This window comes from Aeromonas sp. R1-2 (genome assembly GCF_040908505.1).
In the GTDB taxonomy this organism is placed as follows: domain Bacteria; phylum Pseudomonadota; class Gammaproteobacteria; order Enterobacterales; family Aeromonadaceae; genus Aeromonas; species Aeromonas veronii.
In genome coordinates, this window is sequence record NZ_JBFODU010000052.1 from 97,230 (window position 1) to 113,086 (window position 15,857).

Sequence of the window (15,857 nt, forward strand, 5' to 3'; positions counted from 1 at the left end):
CTAAAGGGTTGCACCCCCGAGCCGTACAGCGTTGCATCAAACACTATGCTCCGGCCAGAGGGATTAGCCCCAAGCGTCGGGAAAGCCGCGCCATCATGGCCCTGCTGTCCGAGTCGCTGGGGATCGACCTGCTGGGAGGTGACCAATGAGCACCTGGTACACCGCCCAGGCGCTGGCCGGATTGGTCGGCATGCCCGCTTACCCCGATGGTGTGCGCAAAAAGGCCGAGCGTGAAGAGTGGCAAAGCCGCAAGCGCGAGAAAGGCAAAGGGGCCGAATACCACATTGGCTCACTGCCGATTGAAACCCGCCGTTACCTGGCAGAACAGGCTGTGGCCACACAAGGCCATGCAGTGACCGATCATGCAGCGGGTGGCAAGGCCATGGCCAAGTTGCTGGCACGCGAGGTGCCGGTCAAACCGGAGGCAGGCCGCAAATTGCTGACTTTGGGGGAGGGGGCTCGCCAGAAGGTCGATGCCAGACTGCTCATCCTGCAGGCCGCCGATATCTTCCTGGCCCCCTATCACGCCTGCCAGCAAGGGGAGGTGGGTCGCCGCGCCTTTATCGAGGCATACCGCGCCCGCACTCTAGCCCTGCCTGTCAGCGTTTATGAAAGGCAAAAGCCATTCAGTCTGATCACCCTGCGCCGCTGGCAAAGTGCGCTGGCGGATGAAGGCCCCGCAGCCCTGGCTGGCAACTATCAGCGGGAGCGGCCATCAACCGTCGAACAGAGCCCGGATCTGGCCCAGTTTCTCACCGCACTGGTCACTACCAAGCCCCATCTGGCCAACAAGTGGGGGGCGCTGCACGAACTGGCCAGCCAATACAGCGAAATGAACCAGCTGGGATGGCAGATCCCCAGCCAATCCTCCTTGCGTCGCTGGATGGTGAAATGGTTGGCAGAGAACAAGGTGGCGTTTACCTACACCACCAACCCGGATGCCTACAACAACAAATACCGCAGCGCGATCGAGGAGATGTACCCCTGGATGGCCCAGCCCAACGACGTGTGGGAGTTCGATAGCACTCCGGTCGATGCCATGCTGGTGGATGGTCGCCACAGCATCATCGCGGTGATCGACGTGTATACCCGTCGCGTTCGTCTGCTGGTGGCCAAGAGCTCATCGAGCGAAGGGATCTGCTTGCTGTTGCGCAAGACCCTGCTGGCCTGGGGCACCCTCAACGATAACGGCGTGATGCGCACCGATAACGGCTCTGACTACGTGAGCCAGCGGGTCATGTCCATCTGCACTCTGCTTGGTATGAACATCAGCCGCTCCAACGCCTACTCGGGGTGGGAGAAACCCCATATCGAGCGGTTTTTCCGCACCTTGAGCCATGGCCTGATAGAGCTGTTGCCCTCCTATATCGGCCACTGCGTGGCAGACCGTCAGGTGATAGAGGCCCGCAAGAGCTTTGCCCAGCGCCTGGAAGAGAAGCGCAAACCGGATGCGCAAAAAGAGATTTACGAGCTGGCCATGACAGCCGCAGAGCTGCAAACCCTGCTCGATAACTGGCTCGATGCCCGTTACCACAACCGCAAGCACAGTGCCCTAGGGGTCAGCCCCAATGAAAAGTACCAACTGGCCCGTTATCAGCGCCGCGCCATCCCCGATGAAGCTGCGCTGGATCTGCTGCTCAACCATATCGGCGAGGCGACCGTCTCCAAAGGCTTTATCAAGGCCGGTGGCCTCAAATACAGCGCCCCCGAACTGTTGGAGCACAACTGGAAGAGCCAGCGGGTCAGCGTCTTTCTCGATCCGAGCGATGTGGGCCGCGCCATCTTGTACCGCACCGGCGATTGGAACGAGCGGATCGAGGCTATCAACATCGACCTGCTGGGCAATGGCATCAGTCCCGATGCCTTCCGGGCGGCCAAAAAAGCCGATGCCAAGGCGTTGGCCAGTTTTCGCCGCGAGATGCGCAACCTTGCCAAGACCTTTGGCATCGACCAGCTCCATCAGGATGTGGTGCGCCACTTCGTCGATCAGGCCAAGGGTATTGAAGCGTTCAGTCGGCGCGATCTCACCCTCGATAACCCGGCATTGGCCGCGCTCACCGGGGTCTCAACCCCCGCTGAACCCGCCCGTTTCAATGCGGCAGAGCTGGCCGCCATAGAAGCCAGACGAGAAGCGAAAGCGCAGCGGGCGCAAGCCACCGCAGGGCAGGAATCGAGAGCACTCAAGACCGAGTACGAGCAAGCCATCTATCTGGCAGAGCGGGAGCTGGATACCCCGCTGACAGAGCGGGAGAAGGAGTGGCTGACCCGATACCTCTACAGCCACAAGCTGATGGCAAAACGCATTAACCGCCATCTGGATGAAGTTCGGGCTACCCGCCGCACCCAGGCAAAAGGTTAGCGAGTAGCCCGAAAAGGCCCAAAAACAAAGGACAAACCCACTATGAAACACAAGATCGTTGAAGTCAAAAACATGATCAAGACCGAGCAGCTGCTCGACAACTTGCTCAACCGCTCCAGCATAGTGCCAGGCATTGGCCTGATCCATGGCCCCTCCGGCTTTGGCAAGACCACCGCTGTGGAATGGCTGTTCAACCAGGACGAAGTGAACGGCATCTATGTCCGCTGCTACAAGGCCGACACGGTGACCAGCCTGCTGGAACAGATTGCCAAAGAGATCGGCATTCCCCAGCGCCATAACCTGCGTGCTCAGGTCGATAGCATCATCGAATCCGTCCGTGCCGAAGAGCTGGCCATCTTCGTGGATGAGGCCGATTACGTGGTCGGCAATGCCCGCATCATGGAGACCCTGCGCGATATCTACGATGCCACCGAACAACCCCTGATCCTGGTCGGGATGGAAGAGATTGCCCGCCGCATCAGCCAGCGCAAGCAACTGTTTAACCGCATCTCCCAGTGGATCGAATTCAAACCGGCCGATCTCGATGACGTGTCCCTGATTGCCAGCGAAATGCTGGAGGTGGACGTGGAGATCGACGATGCACTGCTGGATCTGATCCGCAAGCGTTCCAATGGCGTGGTGCGCACCATCGTCTCGGCCCTCGACAAGATTGAAAAAATGGCGATGGCCTCTGATGCCCGGATTATCCGGCTGGAGGACGTTGACGCCAGCGAGCTGCTCCATGACGTGCGTCGCAGCCGCTAGCCGTCAGGCTACAGCCAATAAAAACAAAGCACGGGAGGGATTCCAGTGGTTGATACAAAAGCAACGCTAATGACGTTGCAAGCCTGGGAATGGATGTGCCAGCAAGAGACTTTTCTGATCAAGGACGTGATCGCCGTGACGGGAATGTCGGAGGCACATATCTACAAGGTCGTGCGTGACTGGTTGGCCGCTGGCCACCTCATTAAACACCCGGACGGCGTGGTATCCCGCCCGGCCTATTTCAAAGTGGTTAGCGCTCAATACATGCCACCGATTGGCAAAAGCAGTGGCCAGAAGCGGCCCAAATGCAGGAACAAGCGCAAAACCAATCAACAGAAAATGTGGAACACCATGAAGATCAGCCGCTTCTTCACCCTGACAGACCTGATGCTGACGGCAGAGACGGGTCAGAAACAAGCCTGGTTTTACACCGATAGGTTGGTAAAAGCCGGTTACGTCAAAGTGCTGTTCAAAGTTGACAGTTTGCTGCCTGTACCCGCCAGACACGGCCTGACAGGACGCTATCAGCTGGTCAGGGATACAGGCCGTTATGCCCCGCTGTGTCGTGACCATGGTTGCTGGGATCAAAACCAGCAGCAGTTATACCCGTTCCAACGGGAGGAGGAGACACATGGAAACGTGGCTTGAGGTGTTGCAGGCCGAAGTGGCGGCCAGTTCGCTAGCCCAGGTGGCCGAGAAGCTCGGGCTCTCTCGCACCACCATCAGCCAGGTCTGTAACGAAAAGTATCCCGGCGATATGGCAAGGGTACAGACCCTGGTGGAAGGGGCCCTGATGGGCAACAAGGTGAGGTGCCCCATCCTGGGTGATATCCCGGCGCATCAGTGTCTCGCGCACCAACGCCGAGGCCCCAGCGAAGTGGGCAGCAGTCCGATGGATATCAAGCTCTGGAAGGCATGCCGCAGCGGTTGCCCCCATAGCCAGCTGACCGAGGCGCAGCAACTGCGCCGCCCGATGCGGTTATCGGTAGAGCAGGGCAAAGGGTCGCAGAAAACGGCTCGCTATGACGCCGAGGCCACCCTCTCGAGATTGCGCCGTCAGGCCAAAAGCGATGGCGACAATGCCAGCAGCAGCCTGCGCATCCTAAGTGAGCTGCTGGCCGAAGAGCTGAAAATCATGGCCATCAAATACAACCGGCTGCTCGACAAGCAAGAAGGCAAATAAGGGTTGGTGGGGCTCTTTCGCGGTGGGCCCGGTGACGAGATCACAAGGAGAACGGGATGAAAAAGCATCTGCACAGCAATTTGCAAAAGACCGCCGAGCAACTCAGCCACTGGCTGACGGCCAAGGGATATGACGTTCGCACCAGTCGGGTTTGCCATACCCCGCTGCTGGCGGTTACCGGGCCACTGCCCAAAGAGATGCAGGCGCGCGCCGTGTTAAGCCGTGAATGTCTGGCGGGCGTGGTGCGTGAAGTTGCCCTGGTGCGCTTTGGCGGGTGCCTGCTGCACTGGCGCCAAGAATCCTGAAACTGGCAAGGGGTATGAGATGAGCAAGATCCAGCTTGAGATAGAAGACGAGGCGCTGGCGCGGGTGGTGCTGCGCCAGTTACCCAAGTTTCTCGAATTCTGCAGCGCGGCCCACCAGGAGGAGCTGGCGAGCGCGACAGCAAAGCAACACTGCGCCGTGATGTGCCCTCCGGTGCCCGGCAGCAAAAAGATCCATTAAGGAGAAGTCCATGCAAGAAGCACAAACAAGCAGTACCACCCCGATGCGCCAGAACGCTCAGGGGCACTGGGTACCGGAAAACCTGATCGCCCCGGCAGACAAGCTGCGCGATGAAGTGGTGCTGGCCATTATCGCTGCTGCCCGCGAGCAGCGTTCGCAGCTGGCAGCCTTCAAGATTGGCGCCATGCAACAGATCGCCGACTTTGTGGATCTCTCCGCCGAGCAGTACGGCGTGGCGTGGGGCGGTACCAAGGGCAACGTGACCCTGCTCAGTTTTGATGGCCGTTACAAGCTCATTCGGGCAGTGGGGGAGCACCGCAAATTTGATGAACGGATCCAGGCCGCCAAAGCGCTAATTGACCAGTGCATCGAACGTTGGAGCGATGGCGCCAGCAGCGAGATCCGCGCTCTGGTAGACCATGCCTTTCGGGTATCCAAGAGCGGTCATATCGACGTGAACCAGGTGCTCTCCCTGCGCCAGCTCAATATCGATGACCCGGATTGGCTATTGGCCATGCAAGCTGCTGTCGATGCCATCCAGGTGACCGGCACCAGCCAATATCTGCGGCTCTACGAGCGTGACGCTCACGGGCGTTACATCCAGATGAGCCTGGATCTGGCCAAGGTATAGGGAGGAGGCGTGATGGAAATCAACGTAGAAAAAGCCGAAGAGCAACTGCTGCTCTGTGAGCAGATCACCGAAACCGAGGGCACCTGCTACCCCGACGACACCTATGAGGATGGCATCAAGGCCGCCTTGCTCTGGGCGCTGGGGCTGAGGCCTGCCCCCCTCAATGCCGAGGAGTATCAAGGGGTGACGCCACTGCAGTTCGAGTAATGGCCCGCTGCGAAACAGGGCGACGATGCCGCCCTGTCTGCCCGGTGTGGTGGCCGGGTACTGATGAGCAACCAAACGATCTGGGCCCAGGTCTTCACCGTCTTGATACAAGGAGCACGGCGATGACCAAAACAGAGATGGATATTCGACTTACCAAGTTATTCAGCAGCGCAGCCATTGCACTGGTAGCGGCTGACAAACGGGCTGTGTGCAAACAGCTCAAACAGTTTGATAAAGAGGCGCGCGCCCGTGGTTTTCATGCGCTGGCCGGAGAAGCCTGCCAGATGCGCTGGCAACTGGTGGCCGAATTGCAGCAGGCGAAATTGGCCAGAGATTGTGGCGGGGTACACGAAGCCGGGGATTGCCATGGCCATCTATAGCCCCCTGTTGGCTCCCCATATTCTGGCCCGTCGCCTGCAAAGCGGTCGGGCCTGCATCACCGAACTGGGGCTGGAGCAGCGCTGCCCCCGTTGTGGCGAGTTCTGGCCATGGGATACCGAGTTTTTCGGTATGGCTAGCGATGCCTCTGGGCTCTCCAGCTGGTGTCGGGGGTGCCTCAATGAGCACTACCAACAGCTGAGAGTGGCCGGGCAGCACCATGACAGCAAGGCCGAACGGGGAGGGGATAGGTGATGGATAAACGCAGCAGACTGATCCGGTTGGTACAGGTAGGGCGCCGTGCGTTGGCGCTCGATGACGAGTGTTACCGCGACCTGTTGGCCAGCCACACCGGCAAGCGCAGCGCCGCCCTGTTGAACGAGCAGGAGCTGGAACTGGTGCTGGCTGCCTTCAAGACGGCGGGCTTTACGCCCAAGCCTGCTCGCCATGCCGCCAACAGACGGCTGAGTCCGGTGACCGGTAGCCACGTCAGGGTCAATGAAATTGCCAAAATCAGGGCCATCTGGTGCGAGATGGCCCGCCTTGGCATCATCAGGGATGGCTCGGAAACCGCATTAAACCACTGGGTGCAACGGATGACCGCCCGTTTAAACGGTGGGGTCGGGGTGGCCGAGGTGGGCTGGCTGGATGCGCCTCTGGCCGTCAAAGTGCTGGAGGCGCTGAAAAAGTGGTGGGAAAGGAAGATTAGGGCATATTAGAAGTATACGATGTCTTGGCATCGTATTTATCTAAGGTTTTTAATACCCACTGCAAGGGAACTTTAAGTTCTTTGGCGATATCTTTTGGTTCAATATTACTGTTTGCCATTTCTAAGCATAAAATCCCACGGTCTTTGATTTCAATATCATTCACTGTTCTAGCTAGTGAAAAAGTATCTTTTGGCTGTTCCTGTGAGCGTTCCAATTGGTTTAAACGTTGGTTAAGTGAACGTGTATGCTCAAGAATTTCTGCCAGAATGTCTTTCTCTGGTCGTGTTTTTGGTCTTTCAGTAACCGGGGTATTAGCAATAATGGCTTGAAATTGCTGCTCAAATTGCGCCCAATAGGTGTCCAGTACCTTGGTCAGAATAGCGGGGTCTAGGCGGTTATCCCCCAAGCGGTTGTTGAGCGTATGCACTAGGGCATAAATACCACCTTGGTCTGGCTTGGTATGGTTGAACTGAGCCAAGGGGTCTCGAATATCGTGGGGCTCCAGGTCGATCAGCAGGGTGCAGACACGAGAGTTGGAGAGGCCCTTGGCCAGTGCGCCAGCCTCAAAGAGTATCCAGGGTTTCTCTTTGTTCTCTTGGGTCAGGCAGATTATGCCGGTTGTCACATCCTGCAACTGGTCTTGGATTTCGCTAAACCAGAGTGAACCCCGGTCAATATCCTTGGTGGAGATCCAGGGGCGGATCGCCTGCAATACGCAACGCAGCCACTCATCCAGCAAGGTGGCCACCAATCGACTGCGTTCCCCCGACCAACTCAGAAATACCTTCATCGCTTACCCCATTAACCCGCTGATTGAAGGGGGATTTTATCTGATGGGCGAAACAGGGGCCAGCAGAATCCTAGTCACTCCACCGCGCCAGCAAGCGGGCTAGAAAACCGAGCAGCCCTGAATGGTGTTGGCTCGGTTCCAGTCCCGTTGCCAGCAGCTTGATACCTGCAATCAAGAGACCTAACCATAGGAATGCCATTCCAACGAACTCAGACCAATGTAGTCTGCGCGCAACAGCTTGGAAGGCCATGGTTCGGAGATCCAAACCGGTTGTGAGCTGAGGGATTTCTTGAATCTTGCTGATGATCCATGCGGGTAGTAGCCAGTAGAAAAGCCCATATCCGATCAGGCCCAGCATTAGAGCACCCCACCAGGAACTCATCAGCATAGTGCTGGCGGTGTCGGTAATAAGTGACTGGTTTCTCCGTCGATAATAACGTCGGCCCATAGTTTTCAGACCTTTCCATGAATTTTGTTGGGAAGAGAGTTAAGGGACTCAGTATGCGCTAAAAAATGTGCGCATAAAATGGCCTGTGTTCTAATCGGCGCACCGCTTTTTCTATTTTGTCGGGGGAGTCATGGAACAGAATCAGGATCTCTTTGCTGATGATCACGCCTCGTTGGGGCAACTGGTCGATCGCCTCGACCAGGTCCCGGCCTCGGAACTGACGGCCAAATGGCCCAAAGCCCTGAGCGAGCTGGTGGATGTGCTGGCCTGCGAACTGGTAAGAGGGGGAATGGTGCAAGAACAGGCCAAGGCTCAGGCGCGAAAGCTGGCGCTGGTACAGGCCCATTACATGGGGGGGCGTGCCTACTACATCCCCACCGGGGAGCATCTCAAGGCAGCGCTGCGGGACAGAGCTATCTGGGATGAGTTCAATGGCCGCAATATCGACCAGCTTGCCCGTAAGCATGGCCTCTCGGTTCCGCAGACCTATGCTGTGGTTGCGGAGCAGAGATCATTAGCATTAAAACAACGACAAGGAAGACTATTTGTGTCGGTTGATACATGAAGTTTTCGTGATGAAGATAAAGTAAGTCATTGGTTGATGGTGATTTATCGATATTAGCGTGATATAGTTCAGCCCTATTTGGCACCAAAATGAATTCGCTTGAGTCCTAAAATGACAGAACATCCAACTAACAATCAAACAATGCTGACAGTTGAACATGCTCGTAGCTCCAACTATCAGGTTCATGTAGCTAGTGGTGTCACCGTAAATCCGATGGATGGTCGCATCGAGATGTCATTTTTTGCTGATAGAGTTCGATATAATCGAGAGGGACTTGTCACTGATGAACACAACCCCTCTGTAATGCGTGCGAATGGTCAAATTGAGGCGAGCCCGTTACGTGAACATGTAACAGGGGTTAGTATGTCAATAGAGAGTCTTATGGGTCTAAGGGATATGCTTAACTCTCTAATTGAAGATATTTCTATGCAACAGCGCCCCAATCCTTGATCCAGATGGCTACAGACATGGTCACTCACGGTCATAAAGACGGTGCAAAAAACACTGCGCAGTTTCCTCCTTATGTTCGGAGTTCTTCAGTCAATGAAGCAGTTCCATCGTGGAGTTCTAACGGTGTGCTTAAAGTCTTAACTTCATGCGCAGCGGTTGCAGTCGTTTCGTTGACTCCTATGCAGCAATCTAGCGCTAGCAATGTCAAGATTTCTCCAGCACCAATCGTTGTTTCCACAGAGGTTTCTCGTGTTATACGACGTGACAAGTGTGAGTCTGACGTGTACGTTGAAGAAGAGAGCATCGAGCCAACTAGCGATTGCCAAGCTTTTGAAGGCTCTTCTGTAGTCTCTGAAACAGTAAGGGAGGAAGGTTCTATGCTGAGTCCTGCCGATCTTGATCACCGTGAAAGAATCTTCAAGACCACCGTCAATAGTGTGACGTTACTCATAGGGGCGGGGATTGCGTCTGCAGTCTTTGGTCTACTAAGCTGGGTAGATGTTGTTCCAGGTGTTTTAGCTGGCATTGGGGTTCTGGGGTCTTGTGGCATTCAGCTGAACAAAGTTGATGCTTTAAGAAAACAGTAATGGCCCAGTCAAGGAAATGATTTGATAAAATGCCTGATTTTAGTCAGTTGTTTAACTTCATACCAAATACTCTTAAAGAGTTGGCATCTTTTTTGCCAACCAAAGACAACCATAGATTCAATCTTACATTTGATATAATTGCGCTCTTATTTATAGTTTGTTACGCATTTATTTTGTATGCAACGTTGGGTGTAACCAACAGTGACAAAATGGACTTGGTTCTCGAGATTATTAGTCGCATAGACATCGCATTTTTATCCGGTGGCGTGATGGCTTTTCTATGCTGGGTCACAACACTGTTTAAAAAAGAATAGCTTCGGCCCTTCAGTGACTTGCTGAGGGGCTTTTTGCTAGCATTCAAGTTAACTAACCCACCATAAACCCATGCCATAGAGGCCCCTCGGTACGCTGCTGATAACGCAGTTCACCGAGGGGCCTTTATGTTATCACTCGCTCTTAAATGGTTGCTTCGTCCTGATGTGGAAGGGGGGGAAGTCAACCACCCGGCAGACCGGGGTGGTCATACCAAGTACGGCATCGCCGATGCCGCCGATGGCAAGAAGGACGGCATGGCCGACCTCGATCGGGATGGGGTACCCGATATCGCTATCGGTGATCTGACTCCGGCCCATACCGAGCCCTTTTACCGCCAGAACTACTGGGCGCCCGCCCGCTGTGACCTGATCGCCAGCTTAAGCCCGGCCCTCGCTATCGCCGTGTTTGATGCAGCGGTGCATCACGGGCCGAAACGCGCCATCCAACAGCTGCAGCAGGTCTTGGGGGTGATGGCAGATGGTCGCCTTGGCCCGGTATCGATTGGCAGGCTCAAGCAGCAACTGGGCGCCAAGGGTGAAGGCCAGTTGTTGCTGGCGTTGATGATGCAGCGGGCCAGCTTCATGCACGGCATTGTGCGCAAAGACCCGAGCCAGTGGGCCAATGCCGATGGCTGGATCAACCGGCTGCTGCGTCTGCAGAGCTACCTCCTTTCCGACGTGGTTGGCGAGGTGGTGGCATGAGCGTGCTGACCATCAAGCAACAGAAGGCGGCGGCCGCGATCCAGGCTGCGGGCTACTTTGGCATTCCTGAGCTCAAGAACCCCCGTTACCTCGCTTGCTTCAAGGATGGGCGCAAAGCCCATCTCAAGGCCGCTCTGGCCAATCAGATCGCTGACCCGAAGGCGATCCCGCTCTATAGCCACCACCAGACCCGTCAATCCCTGTTTGAGAAAGGCTGGCGTTCGGTGACCGAACTGGATCGCCTGCGGGCCCGTGCCCGTCATTGCCAACCTCCGTTATTTCACCCCAAAAAGAAGGAAGTCCATCATGCCTGATTCCCTGTTACCTCAAGCGAAGTCTGCCTTTAAAAGCCGCACCGTGATCGGTGGTGTGATTGCCGTGGGGGCCGGTATTGCGGGTCTGTTCGGTGTGCCGGTCGATGCGGGTACCCAAGCGAGCTTGGCATCCACTCTGGTGGATCTGGCCAGTGCGGTGGGTGGCCTGCTCGCCATCTGGGGCCGCATCAAGGCGACCCATACCGTCCGTTAAAACACTGTTTGAGCCTGTTCCAGTAGGCGTTATTGGCGCAGCCAGTTTGGTCTCGGACAGCGCGCAGAAACCGCAGCGTACACGCAGTACGTGAGGCTTTCGAGCACTGCCCAGGGCCAAAATGGCAAGTGAAATAGCCTAATGGGATGGGCTCCGAGAGAGGTCATGTGACAGACCAAATAGACCGTGCCCAGCTGGCCGATGCCGATCGAACTGGGCGCATTATCGAAGCCCACCAGAACAGGGAAAGGCCACACGGCGATGGTATCTGTTGCGATTGTGACGAAGCCATCCCGTCCTCCCGCCTTGCCGCCGAGCCTGGTGCCGAGCGCTGTATCGAGTGCCAGACCCTGTATGAGCGCAAGGAGGCGACCCGTGTGGGAATTCATCGTTAAGAACTGGGGGCCTCTTTATGCATTGGCCAGCTTGGTGGGTCTGGTGGTCATCATCTTGCTCTCCAAAACCTACGCCAAGCGCGAAGACCTCACGGCCCTGGTGCAGAGAGTCCAGCGGGTGGAGCAGGTACTGGCTGATCTGCCGAGCGAGCGTGAGCTGCACAAGCTGCAGTTGGAGATCAGCGAGTTGCGGGGGGAGTTGCGGGAGGTGAAGCCGGAGCTGCGCCAAGCCCGTCGCCTTGCCGATCTGCTGTTGGAAAATGAGCTCGCCGCTGTACAGAAGGAGAAGCCATGAGCATTCAACAAATATTGGACGCCCAGCAGCGGCTGGTGATCCTGCGCTCCCTGCTGGATATCGGTGGTGCCGCCAACGAGTCAATCCTCAATGACTGCCTTGACCAGCTGGGTACCGGCCGGGTGACGCGGGATCGGGTGAAGATCCTGCTGGCCTGGCTGGAAGAGCAGGGGCTGGTACGCATCGAGCGACTGGCTACGGTGCAGGTGGCTCACCTGACCGGTCGTGGCCAGGATGCGGCAGAGGGCCGGGCAACGGTACCCGGCGTCAAGAAGCCCAGGGCTGGGGATTAAGGGGAGGATTAAGCATGAGTGAGAAGCCTACCCGAGGCCGCGCCAGCAAGGTGTGGCTGCTGCCTGAGTCCATCCGCAACGCGCTCAACGAGATGCTGCGGGACAAGGGCAACAGTCAGGCTGCCATCCTGGATGAGATCAACGGCCTGATCGAGGAGGCGGGGTTGCCCGATGATCTCAAGCTATCCCGCTCCGGGTTGAGCCGTCATGCCAGCCAGGTTGAACAGGTCGGCCAGCACCTGCGGGATTTGCGCGAAACCACGGCCGCCTTGACCTCCCAGCTTGGCGACAAGCCGATGGGGGAGACCACCAAGCTCATTCTGGAGCTGGGCCGTTCCCAGTTGTTCAAGGCGATGCTGGCTCAGGTGCAGAACCCGGAGGAGGCGGTGGATATCGACATGCTGAAAAACGCCATGCTGGCGGCCCAGCGGCTCGAATCGACCGCGATGCAGAGTCACAAGCGGGAGAAAGAGATCCGCCAGGCATTTGCCGAAGAGATCGCCGCCAAGACTGAAGCCATCGTGACTCAGGCGGGCTTGAGCGGTGAAGCCGCCGCCGAGATACGCCGCGAAATCCTGGGGATTGCCTGATGACCTCCATTACTCAGACCCCTATCGCCCAACAGTTGGCCCAGACCCTGGGTACCGAATACAACCCCGACGAGGTGTTGCTGCCATACCAGCGCATCTGGATTGCCGACGAGAGCCCGCTCAAGATTGCCGAGAAGAGCCGCCGCACCGGTATCACCTGGGCGGAGGCTGCTGATGCAGCCCTGACGGCCTCCAAGACCAAGACGGCCGGGGGCTGCCACCACTTTTATGTGGGCAGCAACAAGGAGATGGCCCGCGAGTTTATCGATGCGGTAGCGATGTGGGCCAAGGCGTACAACAAGGCGGCCGGTGAGATCCAGGAGGAGGTGTTCACCGACGATGAGGATAAAGCGATCCTCACCTTCGTGGTCTATTTCGCCTCTGGCTTCAAGGTGCAGGCGCTCTCCAGTAACCCCTCCAACCTGCGGGGGATGCAGGGCAATGTGACCATCGACGAGGCCGCATTCCACGACCGACTGGCCGAGGTGTTGAAGGCCGCCATGGCGCTGACCATGTGGGGCGCCAAGGTGCGGTTGATCAGTACCCATAACGGCGTCGATAACCTGTTTAACCAGCTCATCAACGACAGCCGCGCGGGCCGCAAAGAGTATTCCATCCATACCATCAGCCTGGACGATGCTTGCCGCCAGGGGCTCTATCGCCGGATCTGCCAGGTCAAGGGCGGCCTTTGGACACAGGAAGCAGAGGACGCCTGGAAGGCGGGGCTGCTCAAGGCCACCGCCACCGAAGAGGATGCCCTTGAGGAGTATTTCTGCGTACCCAAGCAGAGCAGCGGCGTCTATATCAAGCGCACCCTGATCGAGCGGGCGATGCAACCGGATATCCCCATCCTGCGCTTTACCGCCCCCAAAGACTTTGAGCTCTCGAGCGAGGAGACCCGCAAGGCAGTGGTGGATATCTGGTGCGAGGAGAACCTCAAGCCCTGTCTGGAAGCGCTCGATCGCAGTTGCCGCCATGCGTTTGGAGAGGACTTCGCCCGCAAGGGGGACTTGTCGGTGTTCGTTCCGCTCTCCATCACCACCAACTTGCGCAAACAGGTGCCCTTTGTGGTGGAGCTGGTCAATGCCCCCTATGAGAGTCAGCGCCAGATCCTGTTCTACCTGCTGCAGGGGTTGCACCGTTTCACGGCGGCGGCCTTCGATGCCACCGGTAACGGCGGCTATCTGGCAGAGGCTGCCAGACTGCGCTGGGGCGCCAGCATGATCGAGTGCGTGATGCTCAATGACCCCTGGTATCGGGAGTGGATGCCCAAGCTCAAGGCAGAGTTTGAGGATGGCAACCTGACCATCCCGCGCCATGCAGACGTGCAGGATGACTTGGGGAAAATCCAGGTCATCAACGGCATCCCCAAGATCGACAAGGGCAAGAACACCGGCCAAGGGGGCCAACAGCGCCACGGTGACTTTGCGGTGGCCTTGGCCATGGCGGTGCGGGCCAGCTGGATGGAGGGGGGCGCCATCGAGTTCACCCCACTACCAGGTAAACGTGATGACCATGGCAGCGACAACAACGATGACTATCACCGATATGAGCGAGGAGCCTGGTAATGGGCAGGATCATTGATATCCATGGCAAAACCATGAGCCTGGAAAAAGAGCCGCAGACCGAGAACGATGCCAAGTTGGCCCAGCTGCGCCGTCACTACAGCGATCACCCGACTATCGGGCTAACCCCCGGCAAAGCGGCGGCTGCGTTGAAAGAGGCCGAGGAAGGGGGCCTGCTCGCCCAGTGCGAGCTGGCCGAAGATATGGAGGAGAAGGATGCCCACCTGCAGAGTGAGCTCGGCAAACGCCGCCGCGCCCTGCTGGGGGTGAGCTGGACAATCGAGCCGCCCCGCAATGCGTCTCCAGCCGAGAAGCGCGATGCCGAGCTTATCCGGGAGCTGCTGGAGGACTTCACCTGGTTGGATGATGCCATCTTTGATGCCACCGACGGGATCCTCAAGGGGTTCAGTGCCCAGGAGTTCTGCGGCTGGGAGATGGTCGAGGGGCTGCAGATCCCCAAGGGCATCGTCTGGCGCGACCCTGCCTGGTTCCAGACCCACCCGGATGATCGCAATCAGCTGCGCTTGCGAGACGGCAGCCAGGAAGGGGTTGCCCTCAACCCCTTTGGCTGGCTGCTGCACAAGGCCAAGTCCAAATCGGGGTATCTGGCCCGCACCGGTCTTGTCCGTACCCTGATCTGGCCGTTTCTGTTCAAGAACTACAGCGTGCGGGATCTTGCCGAGTTTTTGGAGATCTACGGCCTGCCGGTGCGCCTTGGCAAATACCCGGAAGGGGCGACCGAGAAAGAGAAGGCCACTCTGCTGCAGGCGGTACTATCTATCGGTCATAACGCCGGGGGCATTATTCCGCGTGGGATGGAGATTGAGTTCCAGAACGCCGCCAGCGGTCAGGCCGACCCCTTTGTGGTGATGATGGAGTGGTGCGAGCGCTCCATGAGCAAGGCCATTCTGGGGGGCACCTTGACCTCGCAGGCCGATGGCAAGAGCTCGACCAATGCTCTGGGTAATGTCCATAACGAGGTGCGTCAGGAGGTACGGGATGCAGATCTCCGCCAGCTGGCCGCCACCCTGACCCGCGATCTGGTCTATCCCCTCTATGCCCTGAACGGCAAGAGCTATCAGGGCCCGCGCCGTAGCCCCCGGCTGGAGTTTGATGTGACCGAGCCGGAGGATATCTGCCGTTATGCCGACAGCCTGCCCAAGCTGGCAGCCTGCGGCATGCGCATCCCGCTCGACTGGGCCCACAAGAAGATGCAGATCCCGCAGGCCGAGCCCGATGAGCCGCAACTGGTTGCTGCTACGTCGGCCAGCAAACCGCCAGCTGATAAAGGGGAGGGGTGATGGCGGTTGCTGTTTTTAGCGACCGATCTTCTTTAGCCCCCTCTCCCCTTGCGGGAGAGGGGTGGGGTGAGGGGGAGGTTGCAGGGGGAAAATAAAAATACCCAAGCGGCCAGATACTGACGGCTTGGGTATCGCGCCCACCCCTATCCCTGTTGGTATACAGCCATTTCGGCTACTGGGAGACCTGTTCGCCTAGCTCTGTATGAGCCGCCTGCATACCCCTTGTTGATTTGAATCGCGCCGTGAGAGCAAAGGGCTGTTCACAGGGCTTAACTCGCAAGAGTGCTCAAATCTGTG

General features: G+C 57.5%; 25 protein-coding genes and 1 other RNA gene. 24 read left to right on the plus strand and 2 right to left on the minus strand.

Translation table 11 applies throughout. The annotated features are described in order from the left end of the window. Positions 1 to 145 precede the first annotated feature (145 nt). From AB5Y76_RS18305 to AB5Y76_RS18360, 12 genes are all read left to right on the plus strand, one after another. Positions 146 to 2,359, plus strand: coding sequence for a DNA-binding protein (locus AB5Y76_RS18305; RefSeq protein ID WP_368177800.1), 2,214 nt, complete (start codon positions 146 to 148; stop codon positions 2,357 to 2,359). A 42-nt stretch (positions 2,360 to 2,401) separates the two neighbouring features. Further along, positions 2,402 to 3,124, plus strand: a complete 723-nt coding sequence (locus tag AB5Y76_RS18310; RefSeq protein ID WP_029300291.1) for an AAA family ATPase — start codon at positions 2,402 to 2,404, stop codon at positions 3,122 to 3,124. Positions 3,125 to 3,193: 69 nt separating this feature from the next. Next, positions 3,194 to 3,772 (plus strand): hypothetical protein, encoded by a 579-nt coding sequence (locus AB5Y76_RS18315; protein ID WP_052143514.1) that lies wholly within the window; start codon positions 3,194 to 3,196, stop codon positions 3,770 to 3,772. Continuing rightward, positions 3,756 to 4,307 carry a transcriptional regulator gene (locus AB5Y76_RS18320; RefSeq protein ID WP_041217404.1) on the plus strand — a complete coding sequence of 184 codons (552 nt, stop codon included), beginning with the start codon at positions 3,756 to 3,758 and terminating at the stop codon, positions 4,305 to 4,307. The genes AB5Y76_RS18315 and AB5Y76_RS18320 overlap by 17 nt, the downstream gene beginning before the upstream one ends. A 56-nt stretch (positions 4,308 to 4,363) precedes the next feature. Beyond that, positions 4,364 to 4,612 (plus strand): hypothetical protein, encoded by a 249-nt coding sequence (locus AB5Y76_RS18325; protein WP_005353401.1) that lies wholly within the window; start codon positions 4,364 to 4,366, stop codon positions 4,610 to 4,612. 19 nt (positions 4,613 to 4,631) lie between these two features. Then, positions 4,632 to 4,811 carry a hypothetical protein gene (locus tag AB5Y76_RS18330; RefSeq protein WP_368177799.1) on the plus strand — a complete coding sequence of 60 codons (180 nt, stop codon included), beginning with the start codon at positions 4,632 to 4,634 and terminating at the stop codon, positions 4,809 to 4,811. 10 nt (positions 4,812 to 4,821) lie between these two features. Beyond that, positions 4,822 to 5,442: a DUF3164 family protein gene (locus AB5Y76_RS18335; RefSeq protein WP_167567774.1), complete on the plus strand. Its 621-nt coding sequence runs from the start codon at positions 4,822 to 4,824 to the stop codon at positions 5,440 to 5,442. A gap of 12 nt (positions 5,443 to 5,454) precedes the next feature. Further along, on the plus strand, positions 5,455 to 5,649 hold the full coding sequence (locus AB5Y76_RS18340; RefSeq protein ID WP_368177798.1) for a hypothetical protein: 195 nt from the start codon (positions 5,455 to 5,457) through the stop codon (positions 5,647 to 5,649). A 7-nt stretch (positions 5,650 to 5,656) separates the two neighbouring features. Then, positions 5,657 to 5,726: hammerhead ribozyme type II (locus AB5Y76_RS18345), an RNA gene on the plus strand. A gap of 45 nt (positions 5,727 to 5,771) precedes the next feature. Continuing rightward, positions 5,772 to 6,029: a hypothetical protein gene (locus tag AB5Y76_RS18350; protein WP_368177797.1), complete on the plus strand. Its 258-nt coding sequence runs from the start codon at positions 5,772 to 5,774 to the stop codon at positions 6,027 to 6,029. Continuing rightward, positions 6,016 to 6,282, plus strand: coding sequence for a hypothetical protein (locus AB5Y76_RS18355; RefSeq protein ID WP_368177796.1), 267 nt, complete (start codon positions 6,016 to 6,018; stop codon positions 6,280 to 6,282). The genes AB5Y76_RS18350 and AB5Y76_RS18355 overlap by 14 nt, the downstream gene beginning before the upstream one ends. After that, the gene (locus AB5Y76_RS18360) at positions 6,282 to 6,746 is read left to right on the plus strand and encodes a gp16 family protein (RefSeq protein ID WP_368177795.1); all 465 of its coding nucleotides are present in this window, start codon (positions 6,282 to 6,284) and stop codon (positions 6,744 to 6,746) included. Before AB5Y76_RS18355 ends, AB5Y76_RS18360 begins: the two co-directional genes overlap by 1 nt. Here AB5Y76_RS18360 and AB5Y76_RS18365 read toward each other — a convergent pair. Both AB5Y76_RS18365 and AB5Y76_RS18370 read right to left on the minus strand, forming a co-directional pair. Continuing rightward, positions 6,733 to 7,527, minus strand: a complete 795-nt coding sequence (locus AB5Y76_RS18365) for a toll/interleukin-1 receptor domain-containing protein (RefSeq protein WP_368177794.1) — start codon at positions 7,525 to 7,527, stop codon at positions 6,733 to 6,735. The genes AB5Y76_RS18360 and AB5Y76_RS18365 overlap by 14 nt on opposite strands. A 70-nt stretch (positions 7,528 to 7,597) precedes the next feature. Continuing rightward, positions 7,598 to 7,975, minus strand: a complete 378-nt coding sequence (locus tag AB5Y76_RS18370) for a hypothetical protein (protein ID WP_368177793.1) — start codon at positions 7,973 to 7,975, stop codon at positions 7,598 to 7,600. A gap of 130 nt (positions 7,976 to 8,105) precedes the next feature. Between AB5Y76_RS18370 and AB5Y76_RS18375 the strand changes: the two genes are divergently transcribed. The 12 genes from AB5Y76_RS18375 to AB5Y76_RS18430 all read left to right on the plus strand — a co-directional run bounded on the left by AB5Y76_RS18375 (position 8,106) and on the right by AB5Y76_RS18430 (position 15,560). Next, positions 8,106 to 8,540 carry a Mor transcription activator family protein gene (locus AB5Y76_RS18375; protein ID WP_368177792.1) on the plus strand — a complete coding sequence of 145 codons (435 nt, stop codon included), beginning with the start codon at positions 8,106 to 8,108 and terminating at the stop codon, positions 8,538 to 8,540. Positions 8,541 to 8,651: 111 nt separating this feature from the next. Then, complete coding sequence (locus AB5Y76_RS18380; RefSeq protein ID WP_257124840.1) at positions 8,652 to 8,990, plus strand: hypothetical protein; 339 nt, start codon at positions 8,652 to 8,654, stop codon at positions 8,988 to 8,990. A gap of 5 nt (positions 8,991 to 8,995) precedes the next feature. After that, on the plus strand, positions 8,996 to 9,577 hold the full coding sequence (locus tag AB5Y76_RS18385) for a hypothetical protein (protein WP_257124841.1): 582 nt from the start codon (positions 8,996 to 8,998) through the stop codon (positions 9,575 to 9,577). A 440-nt stretch (positions 9,578 to 10,017) separates the two neighbouring features. Further along, positions 10,018 to 10,593 carry a glycoside hydrolase family 108 protein gene (locus AB5Y76_RS18390; RefSeq protein ID WP_368177791.1) on the plus strand — a complete coding sequence of 192 codons (576 nt, stop codon included), beginning with the start codon at positions 10,018 to 10,020 and terminating at the stop codon, positions 10,591 to 10,593. Beyond that, positions 10,590 to 10,907 carry a hypothetical protein gene (locus tag AB5Y76_RS18395; protein WP_368177790.1) on the plus strand — a complete coding sequence of 106 codons (318 nt, stop codon included), beginning with the start codon at positions 10,590 to 10,592 and terminating at the stop codon, positions 10,905 to 10,907. The genes AB5Y76_RS18390 and AB5Y76_RS18395 overlap by 4 nt, the downstream gene beginning before the upstream one ends. Further along, a complete protein-coding gene (locus tag AB5Y76_RS18400; RefSeq protein WP_005353373.1) occupies positions 10,900 to 11,121 on the plus strand; it encodes a hypothetical protein in 222 nt (73 codons plus the stop codon). Before AB5Y76_RS18395 ends, AB5Y76_RS18400 begins: the two co-directional genes overlap by 8 nt. 167 nt (positions 11,122 to 11,288) lie before the next feature. Continuing rightward, a complete protein-coding gene (locus tag AB5Y76_RS18405; protein WP_368177789.1) occupies positions 11,289 to 11,516 on the plus strand; it encodes a TraR/DksA C4-type zinc finger protein in 228 nt (75 codons plus the stop codon). Further along, positions 11,497 to 11,811, plus strand: coding sequence for a DUF2730 family protein (locus AB5Y76_RS18410; protein ID WP_016350122.1), 315 nt, complete (start codon positions 11,497 to 11,499; stop codon positions 11,809 to 11,811). Before AB5Y76_RS18405 ends, AB5Y76_RS18410 begins: the two co-directional genes overlap by 20 nt. After that, positions 11,808 to 12,104 (plus strand): hypothetical protein, encoded by a 297-nt coding sequence (locus AB5Y76_RS18415; protein ID WP_068982158.1) that lies wholly within the window; start codon positions 11,808 to 11,810, stop codon positions 12,102 to 12,104. The genes AB5Y76_RS18410 and AB5Y76_RS18415 overlap by 4 nt, the downstream gene beginning before the upstream one ends. Positions 12,105 to 12,118: 14 nt before the next feature. Continuing rightward, positions 12,119 to 12,694, plus strand: a complete 576-nt coding sequence (locus AB5Y76_RS18420) for a DUF3486 family protein (RefSeq protein WP_106843604.1) — start codon at positions 12,119 to 12,121, stop codon at positions 12,692 to 12,694. Continuing rightward, the gene (locus tag AB5Y76_RS18425; RefSeq protein ID WP_368177788.1) at positions 12,694 to 14,262 is read left to right on the plus strand and encodes a terminase family protein; all 1,569 of its coding nucleotides are present in this window, start codon (positions 12,694 to 12,696) and stop codon (positions 14,260 to 14,262) included. Before AB5Y76_RS18420 ends, AB5Y76_RS18425 begins: the two co-directional genes overlap by 1 nt. After that, the gene (locus AB5Y76_RS18430) at positions 14,262 to 15,560 is read left to right on the plus strand and encodes a DUF935 domain-containing protein (RefSeq protein ID WP_368177787.1); all 1,299 of its coding nucleotides are present in this window, start codon (positions 14,262 to 14,264) and stop codon (positions 15,558 to 15,560) included. The genes AB5Y76_RS18425 and AB5Y76_RS18430 overlap by 1 nt, the downstream gene beginning before the upstream one ends. Positions 15,561 to 15,857 lie beyond the last annotated feature (297 nt).